21 protein-coding genes and 2 pseudogenes are annotated in these 21,927 nt (G+C 64.2%); 16 read left to right on the plus strand and 7 right to left on the minus strand.

What is annotated here, in order from left to right:
- The first annotated feature begins 35 nt into the window (after positions 1–35).
- The 10 genes and pseudogenes from ACFQE0_RS20880 (at position 36) to arsH (ending at position 8,781) form a co-directional block, all read left to right on the plus strand.
- Positions 36–935, plus strand: a complete 900-nt coding sequence (locus ACFQE0_RS20880; RefSeq protein WP_378973043.1) for a branched-chain amino acid ABC transporter permease — start codon at positions 36–38, stop codon at positions 933–935.
- Positions 932–1,963, plus strand: coding sequence for a branched-chain amino acid ABC transporter permease (locus ACFQE0_RS20885; RefSeq protein WP_378973045.1), 1,032 nt, complete (start codon positions 932–934; stop codon positions 1,961–1,963). The genes ACFQE0_RS20880 and ACFQE0_RS20885 overlap by 4 nt, the downstream gene beginning before the upstream one ends.
- Positions 1,957–2,748: an ABC transporter ATP-binding protein gene (locus ACFQE0_RS20890; protein ID WP_378973047.1), complete on the plus strand. Its 792-nt coding sequence runs from the start codon at positions 1,957–1,959 to the stop codon at positions 2,746–2,748. The genes ACFQE0_RS20885 and ACFQE0_RS20890 overlap by 7 nt, the downstream gene beginning before the upstream one ends.
- Positions 2,745–3,479 (plus strand): ABC transporter ATP-binding protein, encoded by a 735-nt coding sequence (locus ACFQE0_RS20895; protein WP_378973050.1) that lies wholly within the window; start codon positions 2,745–2,747, stop codon positions 3,477–3,479. Before ACFQE0_RS20890 ends, ACFQE0_RS20895 begins: the two co-directional genes overlap by 4 nt.
- A gap of 23 nt (positions 3,480–3,502) precedes the next feature.
- The gene (locus ACFQE0_RS20900; protein WP_378973052.1) at positions 3,503–4,009 is read left to right on the plus strand and encodes an SRPBCC family protein; all 507 of its coding nucleotides are present in this window, start codon (positions 3,503–3,505) and stop codon (positions 4,007–4,009) included.
- 123 nt (positions 4,010–4,132) lie between these two features.
- Positions 4,133–5,074 carry a hydroxyacid dehydrogenase gene (locus ACFQE0_RS20905; RefSeq protein ID WP_378973055.1) on the plus strand — a complete coding sequence of 314 codons (942 nt, stop codon included), beginning with the start codon at positions 4,133–4,135 and terminating at the stop codon, positions 5,072–5,074.
- Between the two features lie 97 nt (positions 5,075–5,171).
- The gene (locus ACFQE0_RS20910; RefSeq protein WP_378973057.1) at positions 5,172–6,320 is read left to right on the plus strand and encodes an acyl-CoA dehydrogenase family protein; all 1,149 of its coding nucleotides are present in this window, start codon (positions 5,172–5,174) and stop codon (positions 6,318–6,320) included.
- Entirely contained in the window at positions 6,317–6,928 is a 612-nt protein-coding gene (locus ACFQE0_RS20915; RefSeq protein WP_378973059.1) for a class I SAM-dependent DNA methyltransferase, read from the plus strand. The genes ACFQE0_RS20910 and ACFQE0_RS20915 overlap by 4 nt, the downstream gene beginning before the upstream one ends.
- Entirely contained in the window at positions 6,925–7,464 is a 540-nt protein-coding gene (locus ACFQE0_RS20920) for a cytochrome b (protein ID WP_378973061.1), read from the plus strand. The genes ACFQE0_RS20915 and ACFQE0_RS20920 overlap by 4 nt, the downstream gene beginning before the upstream one ends.
- 569 nt (positions 7,465–8,033) lie before the next feature.
- Positions 8,034–8,781, plus strand: a pseudogene (gene arsH, locus ACFQE0_RS20925) (arsenical resistance protein ArsH).
- Positions 8,782–8,834: 53 nt separating this feature from the next.
- Here arsH and ACFQE0_RS20930 read toward each other — a convergent pair.
- Positions 8,835–9,245 carry a hypothetical protein gene (locus ACFQE0_RS20930; RefSeq protein WP_378973063.1) on the minus strand — a complete coding sequence of 137 codons (411 nt, stop codon included), beginning with the start codon at positions 9,243–9,245 and terminating at the stop codon, positions 8,835–8,837.
- 164 nt (positions 9,246–9,409) lie between these two features.
- On the opposite strand from ACFQE0_RS20930, the gene ACFQE0_RS20935 reads away from it, so the two are divergent.
- On the plus strand, positions 9,410–10,021 hold the full coding sequence (locus ACFQE0_RS20935; protein ID WP_378973065.1) for a phosphatase PAP2 family protein: 612 nt from the start codon (positions 9,410–9,412) through the stop codon (positions 10,019–10,021).
- Positions 10,022–10,065: 44 nt separating this feature from the next.
- On the opposite strand, the pseudogene ACFQE0_RS20940 reads toward ACFQE0_RS20935, so the two are convergent.
- The 5 genes and pseudogenes from ACFQE0_RS20940 to ACFQE0_RS20960 all read right to left on the minus strand — a co-directional run.
- Positions 10,066–10,331 (minus strand): annotated as a pseudogene (locus ACFQE0_RS20940) (IS701 family transposase); the annotation flags it as partial.
- A gap of 102 nt (positions 10,332–10,433) precedes the next feature.
- Entirely contained in the window at positions 10,434–10,919 is a 486-nt protein-coding gene (locus ACFQE0_RS20945) for a hypothetical protein (protein WP_378973067.1), read from the minus strand.
- A gap of 127 nt (positions 10,920–11,046) precedes the next feature.
- A complete protein-coding gene (locus ACFQE0_RS20950; protein WP_378973069.1) occupies positions 11,047–13,263 on the minus strand; it encodes a glycosyltransferase family protein in 2,217 nt (738 codons plus the stop codon).
- A complete protein-coding gene (locus ACFQE0_RS20955) occupies positions 13,260–13,712 on the minus strand; it encodes a hypothetical protein (RefSeq protein WP_378973071.1) in 453 nt (150 codons plus the stop codon). Before ACFQE0_RS20955 ends, ACFQE0_RS20950 begins: the two co-directional genes overlap by 4 nt.
- Before the next feature lie 185 nt (positions 13,713–13,897).
- On the minus strand, positions 13,898–14,827 hold the full coding sequence (locus tag ACFQE0_RS20960; RefSeq protein ID WP_378975607.1) for an NAD-dependent epimerase/dehydratase family protein: 930 nt from the start codon (positions 14,825–14,827) through the stop codon (positions 13,898–13,900).
- Between the two features lie 824 nt (positions 14,828–15,651).
- On the opposite strand from ACFQE0_RS20960, the gene rfbF reads away from it, so the two are divergent.
- The 5 genes from rfbF (at position 15,652) to ACFQE0_RS20985 (ending at position 21,263) form a co-directional block, all read left to right on the plus strand.
- Positions 15,652–16,422, plus strand: coding sequence for a glucose-1-phosphate cytidylyltransferase (gene rfbF, locus ACFQE0_RS20965; RefSeq protein ID WP_378973073.1), 771 nt, complete (start codon positions 15,652–15,654; stop codon positions 16,420–16,422).
- A 2-nt stretch (positions 16,423–16,424) separates the two neighbouring features.
- Complete coding sequence (gene rfbG, locus ACFQE0_RS20970; RefSeq protein ID WP_378973075.1) at positions 16,425–17,486, plus strand: CDP-glucose 4,6-dehydratase; 1,062 nt, start codon at positions 16,425–16,427, stop codon at positions 17,484–17,486.
- A gap of 9 nt (positions 17,487–17,495) precedes the next feature.
- Complete coding sequence (gene rfbH / locus ACFQE0_RS20975) at positions 17,496–18,848, plus strand: lipopolysaccharide biosynthesis protein RfbH (protein WP_378973077.1); 1,353 nt, start codon at positions 17,496–17,498, stop codon at positions 18,846–18,848.
- An 8-nt stretch (positions 18,849–18,856) separates the two neighbouring features.
- Positions 18,857–19,801, plus strand: coding sequence for an NAD-dependent epimerase/dehydratase family protein (locus tag ACFQE0_RS20980; RefSeq protein ID WP_378973079.1), 945 nt, complete (start codon positions 18,857–18,859; stop codon positions 19,799–19,801).
- 136 nt (positions 19,802–19,937) lie between these two features.
- Complete coding sequence (locus ACFQE0_RS20985) at positions 19,938–21,263, plus strand: hypothetical protein (protein WP_378973081.1); 1,326 nt, start codon at positions 19,938–19,940, stop codon at positions 21,261–21,263.
- Here ACFQE0_RS20985 and ACFQE0_RS20990 read toward each other — a convergent pair.
- Positions 21,250–21,927, minus strand: coding sequence for a hypothetical protein (locus tag ACFQE0_RS20990; RefSeq protein WP_378973083.1), 678 nt, complete (start codon positions 21,925–21,927; stop codon positions 21,250–21,252). The two genes, ACFQE0_RS20985 and ACFQE0_RS20990, sit on opposite strands and share 14 nt — an antisense overlap.

A 21,927-nucleotide genomic window follows, 5' to 3' on the forward strand; every position in this document is an offset into this window, starting at 1 on the left:
AACAGCCTCGCACGGACGATGGGGAGGGCCAGTCGGTGAGCGACCTCACGATCGGAGGCTTTCCCCTCGATCTCCTCGCGCTCCAGCTCGTCACCGGCGTCGCGCTGGGAGCGATCTATGTGCTCGTGGGCATCGGCCTGTCGCTGATCTTCGGGCTGATGAACGTCGTGAACTTCGCCCATGGGGCGTTCTTCATGGCGGGCGCCTATGTCGGCGTGTTCCTCTATGGCTATACGGGGAACTTCTGGCTGAGCCTCGTCGCGGCGCCCCTGGCGATGGGGGGCCTCGGGCTCGCCGTCGAGCGGGTTCTCGTCCGGCCGCTCTACGGGCGCGGGATCGACGATCCGCTGCTCCTCACCTTCGGCCTGTCCTACGTCATGATTGAGGCCGTGCGTATCGCCTTCGGCCTCACTGGCCTGCCCTTCGGGGCGCCGCCGGAACTGCGCGGGGCCGTCGATATCGGCATCGGCTACTTCCCGCTCTACCGCCTGTTCCTCATCGCCTTCTCCCTCGTGGTGGTCGGCGCCCTGTGGCTGTTCATCGAGCGCACGCCCTTCGGCCTCGTGATCCGGGCGGGCGCCCGGGATCCGCAGATCGTGCAGGTGCTCGGCATCCAGATGTCGAAGATCTGGCTCGCGGTGTTCGGCCTCGGATGCGCGCTGGCCGGGCTCGCGGGCATCCTCGCCGCGCCCCTCCAGGGTGTGACGCCGGAAATGGGCATCCCGGTGCTGGCCGAGGCCTTCGTGGTGACAGTCGTCGGCGGCATGGGCTCTCTCGCCGGGGCGGTGCTGGCCGGGCTCCTCGTCGGCATCGTCGTCGCCATGACCTCGCTGGTGGCCCCCGACATGACCAAGATGGCGATCTTCGCGCTGATGGCCCTGGTGCTGCTGGTGCGTCCGAGGGGCCTCCTCGGCCGGGCGGGAGCCCTCGGATGAGCGCGCCCCTCTCCGGACAGGCCGTGGACAAGGGTACCCCCATCCCCGCCGCGAGGCCGGGTTCGGGCCGGACTGGACGGTGGCTGGCGCTCGCCAGCCGCCACCGGGTTGCCCTGACGCTGGCCTTCCTGCTCGTGTTCCCGTGGATCGCGCCCTATCAGGCGCTCGCCGTGAACATCCTCGTGTTCGGTCTCTACGCGCTCGGGTTCAACCTGCTCTTCGGCTATACCGGGCTCCTGTCCTTCGGCCATGCCGCCTTCCTCGGCGGCGGCGCCTATGGCAGTGGCATCGCCATCGTCCATTACGGGCTGCATCCGGGCCTCGCCCTCGTGGCGGGCACGCTGCTCGCCACCCTCATCGCAGCGGCGATGGGCGTGCTGGCGATCCGCACCCGCGGCATCTACTTCGCGATGACGACGCTCGCCCTGTCGATGTGCGTCTATTACGCCTTCTACCGTGCGGAATCCTTCACCGGGGGCGAGAACGGCCTGCGCGGCATCAACGTGCCGAGCCTCACCCTGCTGCCGGGCCTGCGGCTCGATCTCATCGATCCCGTGGTGAAGTACTATGCCGTGCTCGCCGTCGTCGGCGTGGCGGTCTGGCTGTTCTCGCGGCTCTTGTCCTCGCCCTTCGGCGCGGCTCTCGAAGCGATCCGCGAGAACGAGGGGCGGGCGCAGGCCTGCGGCTACGACGTGCAGCGCACCAAGCTCGTGGCCTTCGTGATCTCCGGGGCGCTCTGCGGTCTCGCGGGGGCGCTGCAGGCGATCCATCTCTCGATCGTGCCGATTGAGACCATGCATTACTCAACCTCCGGCCAGGCGGTGATGATGGCGCTGCTCGGCGGCATGGGGACCTTCTTCGGGCCCTTCGTCGGCGCGGCGACCTTCTCCCTGCTGCAGGACGGGCTCGCGACGCTGACGAGCCACTGGCAGCTCTTCGTCGGCGCGATCTTCATCGCCTTCGTCCTGTTCCTGCCGCTCGGCATCTGGGGCGAGGTGCTGGCGCGCCTGAGGAGGGCCGGATGGTGAGCGCGGCTCCTCTTGCGGCATCCCCCGCCGCCGTCGCCGCTGCGCCGCCGATCCTCGCCACCGAGGGGCTCGGCAAGCGGTTCGGTCATTTCCGCGCCCTGTCCGATGTCAGCGTCGCCTTCCCCGAGGGCGGCATCACCGCGATCATCGGGCCGAACGGGGCGGGCAAGTCGACCTTCTTCAACCTGATCTCCGGCGCCTTCCCGCCGAGCGAAGGGCGGGTCCTGTTCCGGGGGCGTGACATCACCGGCGCGGCCCCGCACCACTTCGCCCGGATGGGCATCGCCAAGTCGTTCCAGATCACCAACGTCTTCCCGCACCTCACCGTGCGCGAGAACGTCCGGGTGGCGGCCCAGGCGCGGCGCGTCCGCTTCGCCTTCTTCCGCCACCGCTCGGCCTATCCGGAACTGATCGAGCGCGCCGAGGCGCTGCTTGGCGAGGTTGGCCTCGCCTCCCGGATGGACCGGTTGGCCCGCGAACTCGCCCATGGCGAGCAGCGCGCCCTGGAGATCGCGGTGGCCCTCGCCGCCGAGCCCTCGCTCCTCCTCCTCGACGAGCCGACCGCCGGAATGAGCCCTGAGGAGACCCGCGAGATGATGGATCTCGTCCAGCGGCTCGCCGCAACGCGGACCCTCATCCTCGTCGAGCACAAGATGAAGCTGGTCATGGGCCTGTGCCGCCGCCTTGTCGTCCTGCACCAGGGCCAGCTGCTGGCGGAGGGCACCCCCGACGACATCCGCGCCCATGCCGAGGTCCGCCGCGTCTACCTGGGCAAAAGCGCATGAGTGCCGCCGCGCCGCTGCTGTCGGTCGAGAACCTGCGGGCGTGGTACGGCCACTCCCACATCCTGCAGGGGATTTCCCTCGAGGTCCGCCCCGGCGAGATCGTCACGCTGGTCGGCCGCAACGGTGCGGGCAAGACGACGACGCTCAAGGCGATCATGGGCCTCGTGCCGAAGCGCGAGGGTCGCGTGACCTTCGCGGGCGCCGACATCCTCGACCGGCCGCCTCACGAGCGCTTTCACCGGGGCCTCGCCTACGTGCCGGAGGAGCGCCGCATCGTGCCGGGGCTGACGGTGGAGGAGAACCTGCGCCTCGGCATCCTGGCGGCGAAGGGCGAGCGGGTCTCCCGCCGCGACGAGGCGCGGCGGATCGAGGTCATCGCCGAGACCTTCCCCCGTCTGAAGCAGCGCCTGAAGCAGGACGCCATCACCATGTCGGGGGGCGAGCAGCAGATGCTCGCCATCGCCCGCGCGCTCATGGCCGAACCGGTGATGGTGCTCCTCGACGAGCCCTCCGAGGGGATCATGCCGATCCTCGTCGAGGAGATGTTCGAGCAGTTCGTGGCGATGAAGCGGGCCGGGACCACGATCCTGCTGGTCGAGCAGAACGTGGAACTCGCCCTCGCCATCTCCGACCGCGTCTACATCGTGGATGGCGGCGCGGTCGTCTACCACGCCCCCGCAGCCGCGCTGCGGAACGATCCCGAGATCCAGGCCCGCTACTGCGCGGTCTGAGCGCCCGTGAGAAGGAGATCCGAATGGACATCGCCGGCGAGTACCGCATCCCCGCCGCGCGGGAGGCCGTCTGGGCGGCGCTGAACGATCCCGCCGTGCTCGCCCGCTGCATCCCCGGCTGCAAGGAGCTGGAACAGGTCTCGCCGGAGGAGATGAAGGCCAAGGTCTCCCTCAAGATCGGGCCGGTCTCGGCGACCTTCGCGGGCACGGTCCGCCTGGAGGATGTGCGCCCGCCCGAGGGCTACACCCTCACCGGACAGGGCAATGGCGGCATGGCGGGATTCGCCAAGGGCCGCGCGGCGGTGAGTCTCGCGGGGGAGGGGGCCGAGACGGTCCTGACCTACACGGCCAAGGCCGAGATCGGCGGCAAGATCGCCACCCTCGGCGGGCGCCTGATGCAGTCGACCTCGCGCAAGCTCGCGGACGAGTTCTTCGGCAAGTTCGCCGCCGAGTTCGGGGCCGCCGGAGTCGTATCCGCCGAAGCGGATACCGGTTCCGCATCGGAAAATGCCACGAAAGCGATGCTCTAGCGAGCCGTCCGCACCCGAGACGGCCATGGCCTGAATTGCGCCTTCCGGCGACGATCGTTTGCGCCTTCTCGAGGGCTCGTCGCGCTATGGTGAGCGACGAACCGTCTCCTGGAAGGACAGCTCATGCCCAAGGTCGTCGTCAGCGAGTTCATGGACGAGGCCGCGATCGCGACGGAACTCGCAGGGTTCGAGACCCTGTACGATCCGGGCCTCGTCGACCGGCCCGGCGATCTTGCGGAGGCGCTCCGGGGCGCCGACGCCCTCATCGTGCGCAACAGGACCCAGGTGCGCGGCGCCCTGCTCGACAGCGCGGCGGATCTGAAGGTGGTCGGCCGCCTCGGCGTCGGCCTCGACAATATCGACGTCGACGCCTGCAACCAGCGGGGCATCGCCGTCTATCCGGCGACGGGCGCCAATGACGGGGCCGTGGCCGAATACGTGATCGCCAGCGCGATGCTGCTCCTGCGCGGCGCCTACGGCGCGACCGGTCAAGTGGTCGAGGGCGCTTGGCCGCGCAACGCGCTGATGGGCCGCGAGATCGGCGGCAAGCGCCTCGGCCTCGTCGGCTTCGGCGCGATCGCCCGCGAGACCGCTCGGCGGGCCTCCGCCCTCGGCATGGAGGTTTCGGCTCACGATCCGTTCCTCGCGCCAGGCGATCCCGCCTGGACCCCGCCCTCCGGCCCCGTGATCCGCCGCGACCTTGCGACGCTGATCGCGCAGAGCGACGTACTCTCCCTGCACGTGCCCCTCACCGAGGGGACGCGGGGGCTGATCGATGGGGCCGCCATCGCCCGGATGCCGAAGGGCGCCGTACTCATCAACGCCGCTCGCGGCGGGGTGGTGGACGAAGCGGCCGTGGCCGCGGCCCTGAAGGCGGGCCATCTCGGCGGCGCGGCCCTCGACGTGTTCGACCGCGAGCCCCTGGATGCGCAGACCGGCGCGGCCTTCGCGGGCGTGCCGAACCTGATCCTCACGCCGCATATCGCGGGCGTGACGCAGGAGTCGAATGTCCGCGTCTCGGCGGTCACGGCCAAAGCCGTGCGTCGCCACCTCATCGGGCCCTGAGCCGACCGAACTTCGCGTTCTAACAAAGGTTGGCGTGGAGGGCTCGCGAGCGGTGCTGTCTGGTTTTGCGCCGGTGAAGCGGGCTGGGGGGGGACGCATGGACCAAATAACACCGGTGAATCTGGCCTACGACGCCCTCGCCGCCGCGCGGGAGGTGGCCGTCTCGGCGCGGATCAACGCCGACGCCCAGGACCGTGACGACGGCTTCCCGGCCTCGGACGTCGCCGACCTCGCCCGTCTCGGTCTCCTGGCCGCCCCCATCCCCGTCCGCGAGGGCGGTGCGGGGCTCGGCGAGGAGCCGGGCGGGGCGAAGCTCGCCGAGGTGCTGCGCCTCGTCGGGTATGGGAGCCTCGCGCTGGGTCGCCTCTACGAGGGCCATGTCAACGCGCTCCATCTCGTCGCCCTCTACGGCGATGCCGGACAGCGTGAGCGCCTGTTCGAGGATGCGCGCTCCGGCCATCTCTTCGGCGTCTGGAACACCGAGAGGGCAGGGGGCGGCCTCGTCCTGGAGGGCGGGCCGGACGGCCTGCATCTGCGTGGCGCCAAGACCTTCGCCTCGGGAGCCGGCCACGTGACCCGGGCTCTCGTCACCGCCCATCGCGCGAACGCGGACGGGCCGGTGATGCTGGTCGTTCCCCTGCGGGCCGGGACCCGGGCCGACCTGTCGGATTGGCGCGCGCATGGGATGCGCGCCTCGGCCACCGGAACCGTCGACTTCACGGACCTGCCGGTCACGGACGATGCCATCCTCGGGGAACCGGGCGATTACCATCGCCAACCGGTCTTCTCCGGCGGCGCATGGCGCTTTGCCGCCGTGCAGCTCGGCGGCATCGAGGCGGTGTTCGATGCGTGGCGCGAGCACCTGACGCGACATGGACGAGGAGGCGACCCGCACCAGCTCGCCCGGTTGGGGGAGGGGGCTCTGGCGGTCGAGGGCGCGCGGAACTGGATCGCGCGCGGTGCGGCCACGGTCACACAGGGGACGTTGCCGTCCGGGCGGCTGATCGCCTGCATCAACCTCGTGCGTCTCGCGGTCGAGCGGGCCGGGCTCGACGTGTTGCAACTGGCCCAGCGCTCGGTCGGCCTCCAGGGCTTCCTGCGCGGCCATCCGCTGGAGCGGTTGTCCCGCGACCTCGCCACCTATCTGCGCCAGCCTGCTCCCGACGGCGCTCTGGTCGGCGCGGCGGAGGAGATCCTGGCGGCGGGCGGGATGGCCGGCGACCTCTGGCATGGGGGCGGTCCATGAGCCGTTTCACATCCTCCATCCCGCCGAGCTACTTCGACGGGCACTACGCCGACGATCCCGATCCCTGGCATTTCGAGACCAGCGCCTACGAGCACGCGAAATACGAGGCGACCCTCGCCGCGCTGCCGCATCCGCGTTACGCCTCGGCCTTGGAAGTCGGGTGCTCCATCGGCGTGTTGACCCGCGCTCTGGCCGCGCGCTGCGATGCGGTGGTCGGGGTCGATGTGGTGGAGCGCGCCCTCGCCCGTGCCCGCGAGACATGCCGCGACCTCGGCCATGTCCGGTTCGAGCGGACGCAGGTTCCCGTGGAATGGCCCGCCGGGTCGTTCGACCTGATCCTCTTGTCCGAGATGATCTATTTCCTCGATCCCGGCGACGTGGAGCGGTTGGCCGAGCGGGTCCGGCACTCCCTCTGGCCGGGAGGCGTCGTCGTCCTGGTCCACTGGACGGGCGAGACCCATTATCCCCTGAGCGGTGACGAGGCGACGCATGCGTTCATCGCGGCTTCGTCGGCCTTCCTGTCCCCCCTCCGCCATCTCGCGACGGAGACGTACCGCCTCGACGTGCTGGCGGACCGAGCCGCCACGGCGCCCGGAGGCCAACCATGAGCACGGTCCGCTGGCTCGACACGCCTGAACGCTACGGCCGCATCAGCCGTGGCTTCCATTGGCTGATGGCCGCGCTCTTCGCGTGGCAATTCGCCGGAGCGCTGCTCTATGTCGGGATCGGCGATACCGCCGTGACCCGCCTCGTCGGTGGAAGCCATTTCGACCTCGGCTTCACGCTCTTCGGGCTGGTGCTGCTGCGGGGACTCTGGGGCCTCGCCAATCTCAAGAGCCGCCCACCCCATCCCGGCCGCCTCGGCCGGGCGGCCTCGATCGGGCACGGCGTGATCTACGGCTTGATGATCATCATCCCGAGCCTCGCCTTGCTCCGCCAATATGGCTCGGGCAAGCCGTTCGCCCCCTATGGAATTCCCCTCATGCCGGAGCGGGACACCAAGATCGCATGGATGATGGCCCCGGCCGATCTCCTCCATGCCTGGCTGGGCTTCACCCTCCTGGCCGTCGTCCTCGGACACGCGGCCATGGTGCTGGTGCATCAGAGGGTGTGGAAGGACCGCACCCTCTCCCGCATGACCTGAGCCCGAGCATGGCTGCCTCGTAGCTGAGGCATGGACTGAAAAATAAATTGACGTAGGCCTATCCACCAAGCAGTCTGGTACTTAGTACTTTAATACTAGGCTGGAGCGCCCATGTTGCAGACCGCGACATCTGACACGGCACGTGCAGCTTACGCAGCAAATGTGATTTGTACTTGCGTTTTAGATACAAGAAGACATCTCGTCTTCGTCATGAGAAACGGGGATGTCGTCAGGGGTTTCGTCAGGGGAACATCATCGCAGATCAAATCCGATCCTGACTATATCTTCAGTGGAATGATCATCGTTGAGGATGAATCGGGCGATTTACGACAGATCGATGCCTTGGAGGTCACGGGGGTCATGCCCCTATAGCGCCAATAGAGGTCTCGCTCGAAGGAAGGCAGGGGGCTGCGGACGCTTCACGGTCGCGGAATGGCGGAAGACGCGGGCTTCTTGCGGGGCAACGCAGTGACATCCACACGGGAGACGCCCGGCCGCCTCGCTGCCAAGTTCGTCCGGTTTCGCTATGACCGTCGAATGAGAGTGTGAGGGAGCGAAGAGAACTGTTCGTGGACAAGCCCGCCCAGCCCTTCACCGATGGCCTGCCGAATCTCAGCGAAGCGCATTTTGCGGTGCCGACCCGCGAGAACCTGCTGACGGTGGCGCCGTTCTCGCACGCGCCGCGATTCCTGATTCTCTACGGCTCTCTGCGCGAGCGATCCTTCAGCCGCTTCCTGGCCTACGAGGCGGCCCGGCTCCTCGAAGCCATGGGAGGCGAGGTGCGGATCTTCCACGCGGACGGCCTGCCCCTGCCCGACGACACCACCGCCGACCACCCGAAGGTGCAGGAGCTGCGCAACCTGTCGATCTGGTCCGAAGGACAGGTCTGGGTGTCCCCCGAGCGGCACGGCACCCTGACCGGCGTGATGAAGAGCCAGATCGACTGGTTGCCGCTGAGCGAAGGCAGCGTGCGGCCGACCCAGGGGCGCACCCTCGCCGTCATGCAGGTGTCGGGCGGCTCGCAGAGCTTCAACGCCGTGAACGCCCTGCGCATCCTGGGCCGCTGGATGCGGATGATCACCATCCCGAACCAGTCCAGTGTGCCGATGGCCTACAAGGAGTTCGACGACGCCGGACGGATGAGACCCGGGCCGCTCTACGAGCGGGTCGTGGATGTGTGCGAGGAGCTCGATGAAGTTCACGCTTCTCACCCGCGAACGGGCCGATCACCTCGTGGACCGCTACAGCGAGCGCAAGGAGCGCGAGCCGGATCGGTTGAAGGGTGTCGCCGCCGATATCGGCTTCGTCAAACGCTAAGGCTGTCTGCCTCCAGGCTCGATCGGACCTCCAAAAGAGGCAGGCCGAACCGGTCATCCGAACGATCGGCGACGCGTCACGGCAGCGACGGCCCGCTCACCGAGAGCGGGCCGTACACGCCCATCGTGGATGCCCCGCGGCTCCGTCAGCAGCTCGAGGCGACGACCTTCCCGTCGTCCATACGTCTGATAGTGGGTCAGGCCGGATGGCATCTGCCCGCGCATGACCGCCCGGCGCACGTCGGGATTGCAGCGAAGATATTCGCGCTCATCGAACGCGTAGCCACCGCGCCCGCCTCGATCGTAATCCCGTCCATACCCACGACGGCCACGGTCGTCGTAGTCGCGGTCGTCGTAGTCGCGACGGTCATATCCGTAATCGCGCGCTCCATAGGGCTGCGCCAGTGCGGGTGTCAGTCCGCTGAGGAGAGCCAAGCCCAACACAGTCGCCGAAACCACCTTCATGTCTCATTCCTCCTTGTAGCGCCCCATGAACGCTCAAGGTGGAAGATGGGTTCGATCATCGGCCGAGATTGAAAGGGCCGATCCGCCGATAGTCCAATTCGGCCGTGTCGTGTCCTGGGCATCGGGCTCATGCGAACGAAATCTCACTGTGCGCGTTTCCGGCCATGCTTGCGCGAACCCCCCGCCTGCCGCCTCACTCCAAGACCGTGGCCCCGGCCAAGGGGGCGGAGGCGGTGGATGTCGCCGCCGGTCTTCATCTGGCGCGCGCCAAGGATCGGCCCTTGGTCCGGGCTCTGGGTACGGCGAGCGAGATAGGGAGTTGGAAATCGCTGCTCGCTCTGTCGGCCGGCACCTACGCTCTCGGCCTCCTCGCGCGGGATCGCCGGCTCGCGGGAGCGGGCCGCCACATGCTTGAAGCCGGTATTCTGGCCGGCGTCGTAAAGACGAGCTTGAAGAGGACGGTCCACCGAACCCGCCCCAACGTCCTTATGGATGAGGGTTTCTACGCTCGGGGGTGGTCGGGAACGAGCGTCGGGCCCTGGCAATCCTTCCCGTCCGGCCATTCCGCCCTGAGCGCCGCCGTCGCGTGCGCCGCCGCCCGCGCCTACCCGGAGATCCAGGCTCCTGCCTACGCCGTCGCGACGGGCGTCATCACGGCGCAGGTCCTACGCGGGGCCCATTTCCCCGCCGATGTCCTGGCAGGCGCCGCCATCGGCATCGCAGCAGAATTCGCGGTCGACCGGCTCAGGGAGGGCCATCGAAGGCCCGAGCGCTGAGTTCGATCCTCCTGTGCTCAGTTGCCGGATCCTGCTTCGCCACACAGGACGCCGGCATTCGAGCGTCCGAGACCGAGTACGGTCTGCTGACGCCAGGGCTTAGGATCGCCCTCCGCTTCTAGCCACATCCAACCGGCCTTGCGCCGCTCCGCGCCGAGCAGCCCGTCTAGGAACGCTCCGCCGGGTCCACTACCCGCTTCTGAGAGAATAGCGGGCGCCTGTTTTCCTTCACCGCCCGCAAGGACGAGGCCCAAGGCTCCGGCCTCGCCTCAATCGAGGCCCCTGACGTCCATGATGCGCGAAACGTGATGAGCCAAGGAGCCAGAGCCCCGTCAAAGACGCACTTGTAAGGTCGGAAGGCATCGCTTGGCCCGATCGGTAGACCCGTGCCGATCAAACCGAGAAGGGCGCTTCAGGACAATGGGGCCGGAGGATCGTAGCCTAGGACCACTCCGGTCTTCGCCATCCGTTGCAACGAGCCCTTGCGCCGCCAAAGACGATCTATCGCGGGGCCGCTCTCATCCGCCGTCGTGAGGAGCGGGCGCGAGGACGGCGTCACTCCGGCAAGCACGGCGGTCTTCACCACCGCGCTCTCGCCATGTGCCCCAGGCGCGCCGTAGTCCCGCCCTTCAGCCAAGCCGAATTCTAGGAAATGCACCAGGGGATTCACTCCCGCGTCGCGAACGTCCGGATTGGCCTGCAGGTATCGTGAAAGGCGGAAGCCCCAGGATGGGTCGCGCCCTTCCTTCCAGCCGTATTCGAGAAAATGTGCCTGCGGATCGCGGCCGGTCGCCTTCACGTCCGGGTTGTTGGCCAAGTAATACGCGCGATCAAAACCGGGAAGCGTCGTGTCGGGGGCAGACGACCTCCGTCGCAGCGACTTGAGAAAACCCAGCATCGATAACGCCTTCCGTGAATGGCCGAGCCCGCGGCCTCACAGAGCGATTGCGTTCTCCGTTCGGCCAGCAAAATCCGCCGTGCGAGCGCCGGATGAAATGTTGAAACACTGGAATGCAGCGCCACACTTAGCCCGGCCTGCTCCGGCGCACCATGATGCTGTGCAGGAGCGCAGAGAGTTTTCTCGGATCGAGAATGCTGCCGTCGGCGGCCAACACCGGGTCCGCGGACGCGAAATCGAGTTCGACGTGCCAGGACGCGTCGGAATAGCCCGCCGCCGGCAAGGGTACCACGACCATCTGGCGATTGCCCGTGAGAGTAATTTCGCTGCACCGGACGCCGTTGACGGACACAGTACAGCGCTGAGCCTGTCCATCGTTCGCGGTCCGTCCCGTCATGTCCAGGACGAGTTCGGCCGTGCCATCTTCCGCACCATCGATCTGGAGAGCGAGCGAGGCGTGCGTCCCGTCGATCCAGATAGCCTCCGGCTCCGCACTCGAGAATCCGTTGAGCAGCGGTCGCAGTCCGGCGGCGCCGGCCTTGGTTTCCAGCACCTCGTCGAGCCTGACCCGCGGCGCGGTGCAAACCAGGGCGAAATCGGCTAGGGCGACGCTGAGGCGTCGTGGGTCGACAACAGCGCCAGTTGCGTCCTTGATCGGCTCCGGCCAATCCGGAACGATCGCAATCTTGAAGTCCTCGCTCGCGCCAACCAGCTTCGGCGGCAGCGGGAAACTCAATGTCCGGCGGGTTTGGTCGATCTCCGCATAAGCGAGCGGCAGATCGTTCAGGGTAACGGTGAAGCCCTGACGCTGGTACGCGCCGACGACAGGGCGCGCCCAGCAGGTCAGGCGGAGGCTCATATTCTCGCGGTAATCGGCAAGCTGGAAACGGATCTCGGCGGAATCGTCTTCGATCCAGACCTGCTGCTGCTCCGGCTGCGAGAAGCCTTTTCCGAGGAAGCGCCGGCCGTTGCCTTCCGCCACAACGCGATAGAGGCGGTTGGGCTGCAACAGGGGCGCCGCCGCTGTCGGCAGGGCATAGCGCTCCCACCGAACCGGCGATGCGGCGAGCGTCGCCGAGATCGGGACGGCGCGGACGCGCATCGCTTGCCAAGTCTGATCCCCCGTGACCGAATCACGGATGAATTGGCGCTGCTGCTCCGCCGGGATGACGGGTTGCGGACGCTTCCAGCGTTCGTGCGCAAGCGACACGTAGGTGGCGTAATTGGTCTGGCCCACCTGACCCGCCAGGACCGCCTGCAGCGCAAGAAGGCCAGGTTCCTCGCCATCGAGCAGCGCCATGGTCTCGGGGCGAATATTTCGACCGATCTCGCGACGGAAGACAAAGCGTCCGCCGTGGATGCCTTCCGTTACGTTCAGGATCGCCTCATGATGCGTGAAGGCCAATTCCTCGAGTCGCCGCGCCGTGCGGCCGTTCTCTGCGGCCTCCTCGACGAGGAGGCCGGCCGCAGCCATCGTGGCTCCCGGTACTCGGGTCAACGCGGCGACCGTGGTCACGAGATGATCGCTGAACCAGTGATCGTCGCGGCCCAACACGGCGAAGAACTCTGACTCGATCATGCCGAGGAGGGTATGCAGCACGGGGCCGGTCCCCCGTAGACGCTGCGCGGACTTCGTCTGGAAGTCTGCGAGTCCGTAGAAGTCCCTGGCCTCCATACGAACCGACCGCAAGCGCGGCCGGTGCTTTTCGATCAGGCCGGCCACGTCCTCGGCTAGTCTCCGGTCGCAGACGCAAACGAGGTCGATCGAAACGCCCTGCTGGCGCAGCACGTTCTTGAGAACGGCGTCAAATTCTTTCCGACTAGTCTGCGTATAGAGCAAGATTACGGTGACCGTCGGTGTTTCCCCGGTCTCTAGGAGCAGGGCGTCGCGCTTGCTTCGCTCGCCGTGCGTCGCGATGAGCGTTTCGAGGCTGCGCTCGAGGCTGAACATCTCGGCCAGCCGCTGCTGGCCGATCCGAGCGCGACGCTGTCCCTCCTCAGGATTACGCCGGATGCTGATGATGAGATCCCGAACCAAATCCCTTAACTCGCCCGAATCGAGACGATCATCGTCGATGACGTAGACGCAATCCGAGAAGTACTTGTCGATGATCGGGTGCTTGTTGGCGATCACCACCGTGCCGGCTGCGAGGCCCTCAAACAGTCGGTTACTCATAATGCCGGATTGCTGGTGGGCCTTCGACGACAGCGCGAGGCAGATGCCGGCCTCGTTAAGGCGCTTGACGACGCTTCTTCCGTCGAAGGGGATCGGCCCCCGGTAGGTCTTGAAACCCTCCCAAGGACGGCCGCCCTGGAAGACGTCCGGGCCATAGATGGCGATCAAGTCTTCTTCGTCGAGGGTCTCGAGAAGATCGTGATGCCGGCCCTTAGGTCCACCGAGCCGTTCCCAGTTGATGCCGATGTAGAAAAGTTTGGACGTTTCGGTGATGGCGGGAGGAAGGTAGGGTTCGGGGGGCTGTGAAATAGCTTCGGCAGGTCCGTGACCGGCCTCCCAAGTCCCTGGAAGAGATTGAGCGCGTGATTGTCGGCCAAGTCGGAGTCACACGATAGGGCGTAGTTGTGACTCACAAGCTTCATGATCGATTTTTCGTAACCGAACATGAAATAGAACTCTAGAGGGTTCCAGAGTGCAGAATATGAAGGTATATCAAAAAGTCGCGGCGACTCGAAATGCAGAGAAATAACGAAGTCGTATTCGTCCCGATCGATCCGCGGGTCGGATGGATCGATGTTCTTGAACGTTGACCAGATCGGATATCCGTCATTGTCCACGATGGTCGCCCGTGCGCCGATGTTCGCGGAAGCGACGCACAGCCGTTGAACGACTTCATATTCCGCGTTTTTGACTTCCGGCCAGGTCAAAATGACCGCGAAAGTTGCCCGCGACAGGGGGGCGCAGAAATCATCGAAACTCCGTACTCAGGATGCGGCCGTCGTGGTGCGTCTGATCGCGAGAATCAGCTCCGAACGTGGCCCAAATTTTCAAGGTACCAATTCAGCGTCTCAGACAGGCCGTCCTGCAATTCGGTTCGCGCCACGAATCCAAGGTCGGAAAGGCGACTGATGTCATAGGCACGGCGCAATTGTCCGAGCGGCTTATCGACATCCCACGCGTAGGTTGCCTCCGGGACAAGCCCCGCAATCGTCTCGACCAAGCTACGGATGGTAATAGAACGCCCCGAAGCAAGGTTATACACGCCCGACCCGGACTTCATCAGCAGAATAAGGCCATCCGCAGCATCGCGCGAATACAAGAAATCGCGTGTCGGGCTGCCGTCCCCCCACACGGAAACAGGCTCCTTGTTCCGGCTCGCTACAAACTTGTGAATGAGGGAGGGGATGACATGGCCATGCTCCGGGTCGAAGCGATCACCGGGCCCGTACAAATTGGTCGACAGGGCCATCACATAGTCCATACCGTATTGCAACCGGTAACTTTCCAGCTGCATCAGCAGGCCTCGCTTGGCGAAGGCATAGAACCGTTCGGAACTGTGCGGCTGGCCGGTTAGAACGTCGTCCTCACGCAGGGGCATGGGCAGGCCATCGGCATACATCGCCACCGTACCCATGCCGAGGAATCGCGTCGCGCCAACCGTTCGCGCTGCCTCGACCACGTTGCAATTAATAAGTGTGTTGCGCCGGAAGATGTCGCCGGGGTAGGCCATGTTGCCGCCCACGCCGTATACCGCACCCGCCAAGTGATAGACCTGCTTTGGCTGGCAGGATTCGAACAGCTTGAGCGTGTCCGAATAATCTTCCAGATTGCAATCCCGGCGAGATGCTACCGCGACAAAATCCGTACCTTCCGCCTCAAGTGCCTGGACGAGCGCATTCCCTAGCACGCCGCCGGCACCAGTCACGAGTACGTCTGCCATACTGATCTCCACCTTCAAGCGAAACATCGTGCTGCAATGGATTTATGAAGAGTTCGAACTTACAATTCACGCAATCCAATAACCTTATGAATAATCAGAGATTACTCACAGCCAGCGCGCCAAAGTTTGACGCTTGACCACAGTTTAGGGCCAATCGTTGATGCACAAATTCACTGAGATGGCCCATGATGCCGCTTTGGTATGGAGAAATCAACCTTTGTCCGGCGCCTACCGGAGGAGCCATGTATTTTGTACGCCACTTCTGTTGCGCGCTCACACAACGGTCATGATCCTACTGTTTCTGAGGGCAAGTTGGCTGACGCACGCGCGCGATGACGGCACTTGGATTGTGGTCTGGTTCATTCAATCCCGATGCGCTCGCCGCTAACGCCGCCCGCTTTAGAAATAATTCCTAGACATGTGGCTGTGGCCGTCTTTTGCCTCAATCTTGTGATAATCTGACAAAAATGAGGCTATCGCTTCCCCGTTCGTGCCTCCCTTGCCAATCGAGGCGCTTAAACCAGGCGGGGTTCAAATCACTCTACACCTTCAAGATTTTGCATGCACTGGCGTATCGTCGGCCGGGCCGTTCCCGATGACCTTCGAGTTGTGTTCGTAAGCCTTGATTGGCGCGATTCCGATGTGTAGATCTCGCGCCGTCGTTGGCGGTCGGTCGATACGGGGTAGGCCCTGAATCTGCCTGTAGCAGCGGTGCTGTATTGCTTGCTTCGCCCGTCAAATTCCTGCATTCGGCCTCGCTGTGAAACTCGTCTGGTCGCCGCTCGTGCGGCCTGTTCGATCCGGTCCACCCTGTTCATCCAACCGTGAGACGTACGATGAAGGCAGTCATACTGGCGGGTGGTCTGGGAACGCGGTTGGGCGAGGAGACGGGATCGCGTCCCAAGCCGATGGTCCTGATTGGCGACAGGCCGATCATCTGGCACATCATGAAAATCTACAGCGCCTACGGAATCAATGATTTTGTTGTGTGCCTGGGCTACAAGGGCTACGTGATCAAAGAATACTTTGCTAATTACTTTCTCCATACGTCGGATGTGACGTTCGATCTGGCCAATAATAATCTGACGATCCACCACAATACTTCGGAGCCGTGGCGTGTAACGCTGGTCGATACCGGCGAAAACAGCATGACGGGTGGCCGCCTTCTGCGGGTGAAGCCTTATCTGAAAGGCGAAGACATCTTCTGCATGACCTACGGCGACGGTGTATCGAACCTGAACCTGACGGCGCTGGTCGATTTCCACCGGCAGCACGGCGGGATGGCGACGCTGACGGGCGTCCGCCCGCCGGCGCGCTTCGGCGCGCTCACCCTCCGGAACACGCTCGTCGACCATTTCGAGGAGAAGCCGGTCGGTGACGGATCCTGGATAAACGGCGGCTTTTTCGTCTGCGGCCAAGGCGTGTTCGATTATATCGAGGGCGATGAGACCGTCTGGGAGCAGCAGCCGCTCCGGCGCCTCGCCATGGACCAGCAATTGCACTCGTATCTGCACGAAGGCTTCTGGCAGCCGATGGATACGCTACGTGACAAGATCACGCTCGAGGGTATGTGGGAGGGCGGGAAGGCCCCATGGAAGGTGTGGTGATCATGGACCCTAATTTCTGGCACGGCCGCAAAGTCTTCCTGACGGGGCACACCGGATTCAAGGGTTCCTGGCTCTCGCTCCTCCTGTCGGATTGGGGCGCCGAGGTCCATGGCTACGCCCTCGCAGCCGTCGAAGAATCGCTGTTCCGCCATGGCGCCATCGAGGATGTCATGGCCTCGTCGGAAATCGCGGATATTCGCCACGCCGAAGCCCTGACGGCGGCGCTCCGCCGGAGCGAGGCGGACGTTGTGTTTCATATGGCCGCGCAGCCCCTCGTGCGCCTCTCGTACCGGGATCCGGTGGACACTTATTCCACCAACGTCATGGGTACAGTCCATCTCCTCGAAGCCTGCCGTCGGGTCGAGCATGTCAAGGCTGTGCTCGTTGTCACCAGCGACAAGTGCTACGAAAACCGTGAATGGGAGTGGGGCTATCGCGAGAATGAGGCCATGGGCGGCCATGACCCCTATAGCAACAGCAAGGGGTGCGCCGAACTTGTGACCGCCGCGTACCGCGATTCTTTCCTGCGCGGGGCGCATATAAATGTCGGCTCCGGGCGGGCCGGCAACGTCATCGGCGGAGGGGACTACTCCGAGGACCGGCTCGTGCCTGACCTCATCCGCGCGGTCGCGGTGGGCGAGAGCGCACAGATCCGCAACCCTAGCGCCATTCGGCCCTGGCAGCATGTCTTGGAGCCGTTGTCGGGCTATGTGATGCTGGCCGAGCGTCTGGCGGCTTCCGACGGCGCCGCATTCGCCGAAGGCTGGAATTTTGGTCCGAGTTCGAGCGGTGATCGCAACGTCGGCGACGTGACGGAGGCCCTCTATCGCCACTGGGGGGCGGGGGCCTGGAAACGCGACGAGGCAGCCCAGCCGCACGAGGCCCATTACCTGAAACTCGACTCCTCAAAGGCTCGCCTCAGGCTCGGCTGGCGACCGCGATGGGATTTCGAGGACACGATCGCCCGGACGACGGAGTGGTACAAGGCTCGGACCGAGGGTCGCAACATGCGGGACGTGACGCGGCATCAGATCACGAGCTACCTTGCGGCCCCTGGCATCTAAGGAAAGTCAATGCAGACGGACGACGCTACCGCACTCGACGCCGACGCCCTGCGTGCGAAGATTCTTGAGCTGACGGCGCAGTACGCTCGGATTGCCCATGCAACCAAGGCTTTCGAGCCGGGCGTGTCCGCTGTGCCGGTGTCGGGCAAGGTCTACGGCGAAGCCGAGATGATGAGCCTCGTGGACTCGTCGCTCGACTTCTGGCTGACGACCGGACGCTTCAACGACGCGTTCGAAAGCCGCTTGGCCGCCTTCATCGGCGAGCGCCGCAAGGTGCTCACAGTCAATTCGGGGTCATCCGCGAATCTCCTCGCGCTGACCGCCCTGACCTCGCACCTGCATCGCGACCGTGCCCTGAAGCCCGGCGACGAAGTCATCACCACCGCGACGGGCTTTCCGACAACGGTCAACCCGACGCTGCAGAACGGCTTGGTTCCGGTGTTCGTAGATGTCGATATCCCGACCTACAACATCATGCCCTCGCGCATCGAGGAGGCCGTGACTGACCGGACCCGGGCGATCATGGTGGCCCATACCCTGGGTAACCCGTTCGACCTGGGCGAGGTGATGCGAGTCGCGAAGAAGTACAATCTTTGGGTGGTCGAAGATTGCTGCGACGCGCTCGGCGCGACCTACGATGGCAAGCCGGTTGGGACGTTCGGCGATGTCGGAACCCTGAGCTTCTATCCCGCTCACCACATCACGATGGGCGAGGGTGGTGCTGTCTTCACCGGTCAGTCGCTCGTGCTTCGCGCCATGGAATCGATCCGCGATTGGGGCCGTGATTGCTACTGCCCGCCGGGCGTGGACAACACCTGCAAGAAGCGTTTCGGCTGGAAGCTCGGCACCCTGCCCCATGGATATGATCACAAGTACACATATTCCCATCTCGGGTATAACCTAAAGATCACCGACATGCAGGCGGCGGTCGGTCTCGCACAGATGGACCGGCTGGACTCCTTCATCGACATTCGTCGGCGCAATTTCGCGTACCTGAACGAAGTCATGGCGCAGTTCCAAGAGTACCTGATCCTGCCGGAGGCAACGCCGCGCAGCGAGCCGTCGTGGTTCGGCTATGTCCTGACTCTTCGTGAGGATGCGCCCTTCGACCGCGACGATCTGGTGAAGTTCCTCAACGAGCGGAAGATTGCGACCCGGCTCCTGTTCGGCGGCAATCTTATTCGGCAGCCGTACATGGAAGGCCGGAACTATAGGGTCGTTGGGGATCTCACCAACGCCGATATCATCGTGAACCGGACCTTCTGGGTGGGCGTCTACCCAGGCCTCGGCCGCGACCACATCGACTACATGGCCGACATGTTCACCGCGTTCTTTCGGCAAGGTGCCAGAGCGAGTCGCTGATCCCTCGAATGCCCCTCAACACCGCACGTCCGAAGAATGTCCCGCCGCACCAGCGGCGGGCTCTCCTCACAGGGGCGACTGGCTACGTAGGGGGATGGCTGCTCGCCGAACTCCTTCGCGGCGGGTGGAGCGTTCACACATTGGGACGGCGGGCATGTGATCACCCTGGCGTGGTCACCCATCTCTACGACGGCGGCATCGCCTCGGTCTCGTGCGCCGTGGAAGCCGCCGCCCCCGACGTCGTCTTCCACCTCGCCTCCGCCGTCGCCATCGACCATACGGCCGACGGCGTAGCCGAGATCCTGGCAGCCAACATCACGTTCCCGACGCTGATTTTAGAAGCCATGGCGTCCCTCGGGTGCCGCAGCTTCGTCAACACCGGCACGTCATGGCAGCATTTCGACGGGACTGACACATACAGTCCGACCAATCTTTATGCCGCCACGAAGCAGGCGTTTGAAGATGTCGCTCGCTACTACGTCGAGGCAAAAGCTTTTAACGTCCTGACACTGCGGTTGTTTGATGTCTACGGCCCCGCCGATCCACGGCGGAAGCTGCTGCCCTACCTCGTCGGCGCCGCATTGCGGAACGAACCCGTCGTCCTCTCTCCCGGTCTGCAGACGCTCGATCTCGTCCACGTCAGCGATGTGACATCCGCCTTCCTTGCAGCCGCCGAGCGGCTCCTGACCAGTGCCCGGGGCATGGAAGTTTTCCCGGTTCGCTCAGGTGAGGTCGTCTCGGTCCGTGACTTGGTGGACCGGATCGCGACGGCCTTGGGCATGACGGTCGATGCGAAATTTGGAGGGCGTCCCTACCGTGACCGTGAGGTCATGAAGCCCTGGGATACCCATGCTACCTTGCCCGGCTGGTCGCCCAAGGTCGACCTTGATTCGGGGCTGCGGCAATTGGTTACCGTCGCTCGGCAGCAGGCTTCCGACGACGACACAGTCTGAAATGTCTCTTGGTTGAGATCGTGAGATTCTCACCCAAAGTTGCGAGAGATACGTTGTCGATCATAGCTAACAGCCCGGAAGCAATCGCTCTTTTGAAGAGGGTCGGGATTCCAGAGCCATCCATCAAAGCGATAGCTTGCTGAAGGGCGATGTTGGCTTCGATTTTGAGACGGTACTCCCCCTCCTGCATACGGCAGCCAATGAATATCGTGGCCAGGGGCAACACGCAGAAGCAAAATCAGTTTTCGAGCGCATTCTTCGACATGTGCCATCCGACTACAACGTGCGGGCGGTGCTTGCTGACTACGCGCTGCAAAGTCACGACCACGATACGTTTGCCAATTTACTGACGCCCGCCATACCAATGCTCTTGGAAAATCCCGTCTTGCACGGGAGAATCCTAGGTCATTATTGTCGCCATGCCTTCGTACGCCATGATTTCGGTTCTGCGCTTGCCATCTACAAGGCTGTCGGATCGTCTCAGAGTTTGCTCGACGGAGGTGACGAGAGTGCGATTGCCATTCTGGATCGCCTCGAGCTGCTCAAGACGCTTGCCGCGTCCGACCTCGTAGATGTTAATTTGGCGTACGATCAGGGCGGAACGGAGCCCCTTCTGATCGGGGCACTGTTCGCCCTCGACGAGTATGATCTCATGACTGGGGTCGCTCAAGCCGAGCGCTCGGTGACCGATGGGGTCGGCACAAGGGCCGTTCAACTGGCATGGGTCGCGGCGCAGGTTGCCGCGGCGCATCGATGGGGGCGGGGTTATCGGGCCGCCTGTCGTCTGGTTTCCCGGCTTCTCGCCTCCACTCGCGATGTTGAAGCGGCCACTCTGCGCTTGAAGGCATCGAACGCCTCGGGCCCTGTTCTACATGCCCTTCTGACCGGCGCGATGGCGAAGGACGTGGTGTCCGGGTACCGGCGTGATGACCTTGCAGTCCTGCGTCGTTCCCAGGCCGATTTCCTGGAGCCGGCTGCTGGATCCGACGATCTTGCGGCATCGTTGAAGACGTTTGGCGCAAGGCCCACGCTGGAGACTGCCGAAGCAGTTTGGCATGCGTCTTACGAAGCAGCGGATTTCGAACGGCTCCTGGCCCATGCGCCATGTGGACGGCATGACGATCCCCTGTCCCGGCACGCATCTGATCCGTTGCATGACCGTTGGCACGCAGCCTTTGAAGTCTCAAGTCTTGGAGTTCCGACCGACAACGGCCCGGCCGTTTGGTACTTCATAACGTGGCACGCCGAGGTCGAGCGTCTATTCCGTCTGTTTGGAAGCCTGTCCCGCGCTGCGAACACCTATGTTATCTCGGTCGGTGGCAGCGAGCCGATCGAGCGCTTCCCTCAGGTGTCGGCGCTCATGCTGGCGGGCAATGTAAATTTGCATTATCGCCCATCCGTCGAGCTGGGGCGGCCAGAAACTTTTGTTCCAGAATGTCTTCGACATCCTAGAATGCTTTAGCGCCCGCACGAATGACGACGCGGTCTTCCAGATCATCTGCAACAAGACATATCCGCTCACCGGCCCGATCGAGTTCGCCACGCTGATGGGTCAGCCCGGTCATCGGGCGATCTACGCGAAGCGTCGCTACTCTGTGCCGCCGCCCGCATGGCACATGGAGTGGCCGGACGCCGTGGTGGCGGAGCTTCCGACTGTCTATAATCAAGCCCTTGACGATGTCTTCCGGAACGCGAAGCTCGATCGCTTCTCGGACCTGGCAAAATTCCCGATGATTTATGATTCGAGCGATTTTCGCTTGAATATGTCTGCATTCAACTTTTCTCCTCGGGCTGAAACCTTCGAGGGCCAGTACAAGGGCGGTGGACAGCAGTACATGATCGCGGGGCACTCCGCCGACATGCGCTGGATGTCCTTTGGTCGCCTCACCCACTTTATCGATCTGATGAATGAAGCGGGGAGCACATATTCGCGGCGCATGCATCCGCGCGTGATGCAATGGGCTCACTCGGTCCTGGTCAAGCACAAGATGCGGACCGGAGACCCATTCCTGCTGATGAGTCGCCGCTTCGTCGACACCATCCTGCACAATTCGAATTGCAATGAATTGTTCGCGGCGAGCGACCTTGGATTTGCCCCGGAGATGAATTTTTCGATACCATCGCAT

Origin of the sequence: Methylobacterium komagatae, from assembly GCF_042661665.1 — a bacterium.
Classification (GTDB): domain Bacteria; phylum Pseudomonadota; class Alphaproteobacteria; order Rhizobiales; family Beijerinckiaceae; genus Methylobacterium; species Methylobacterium komagatae.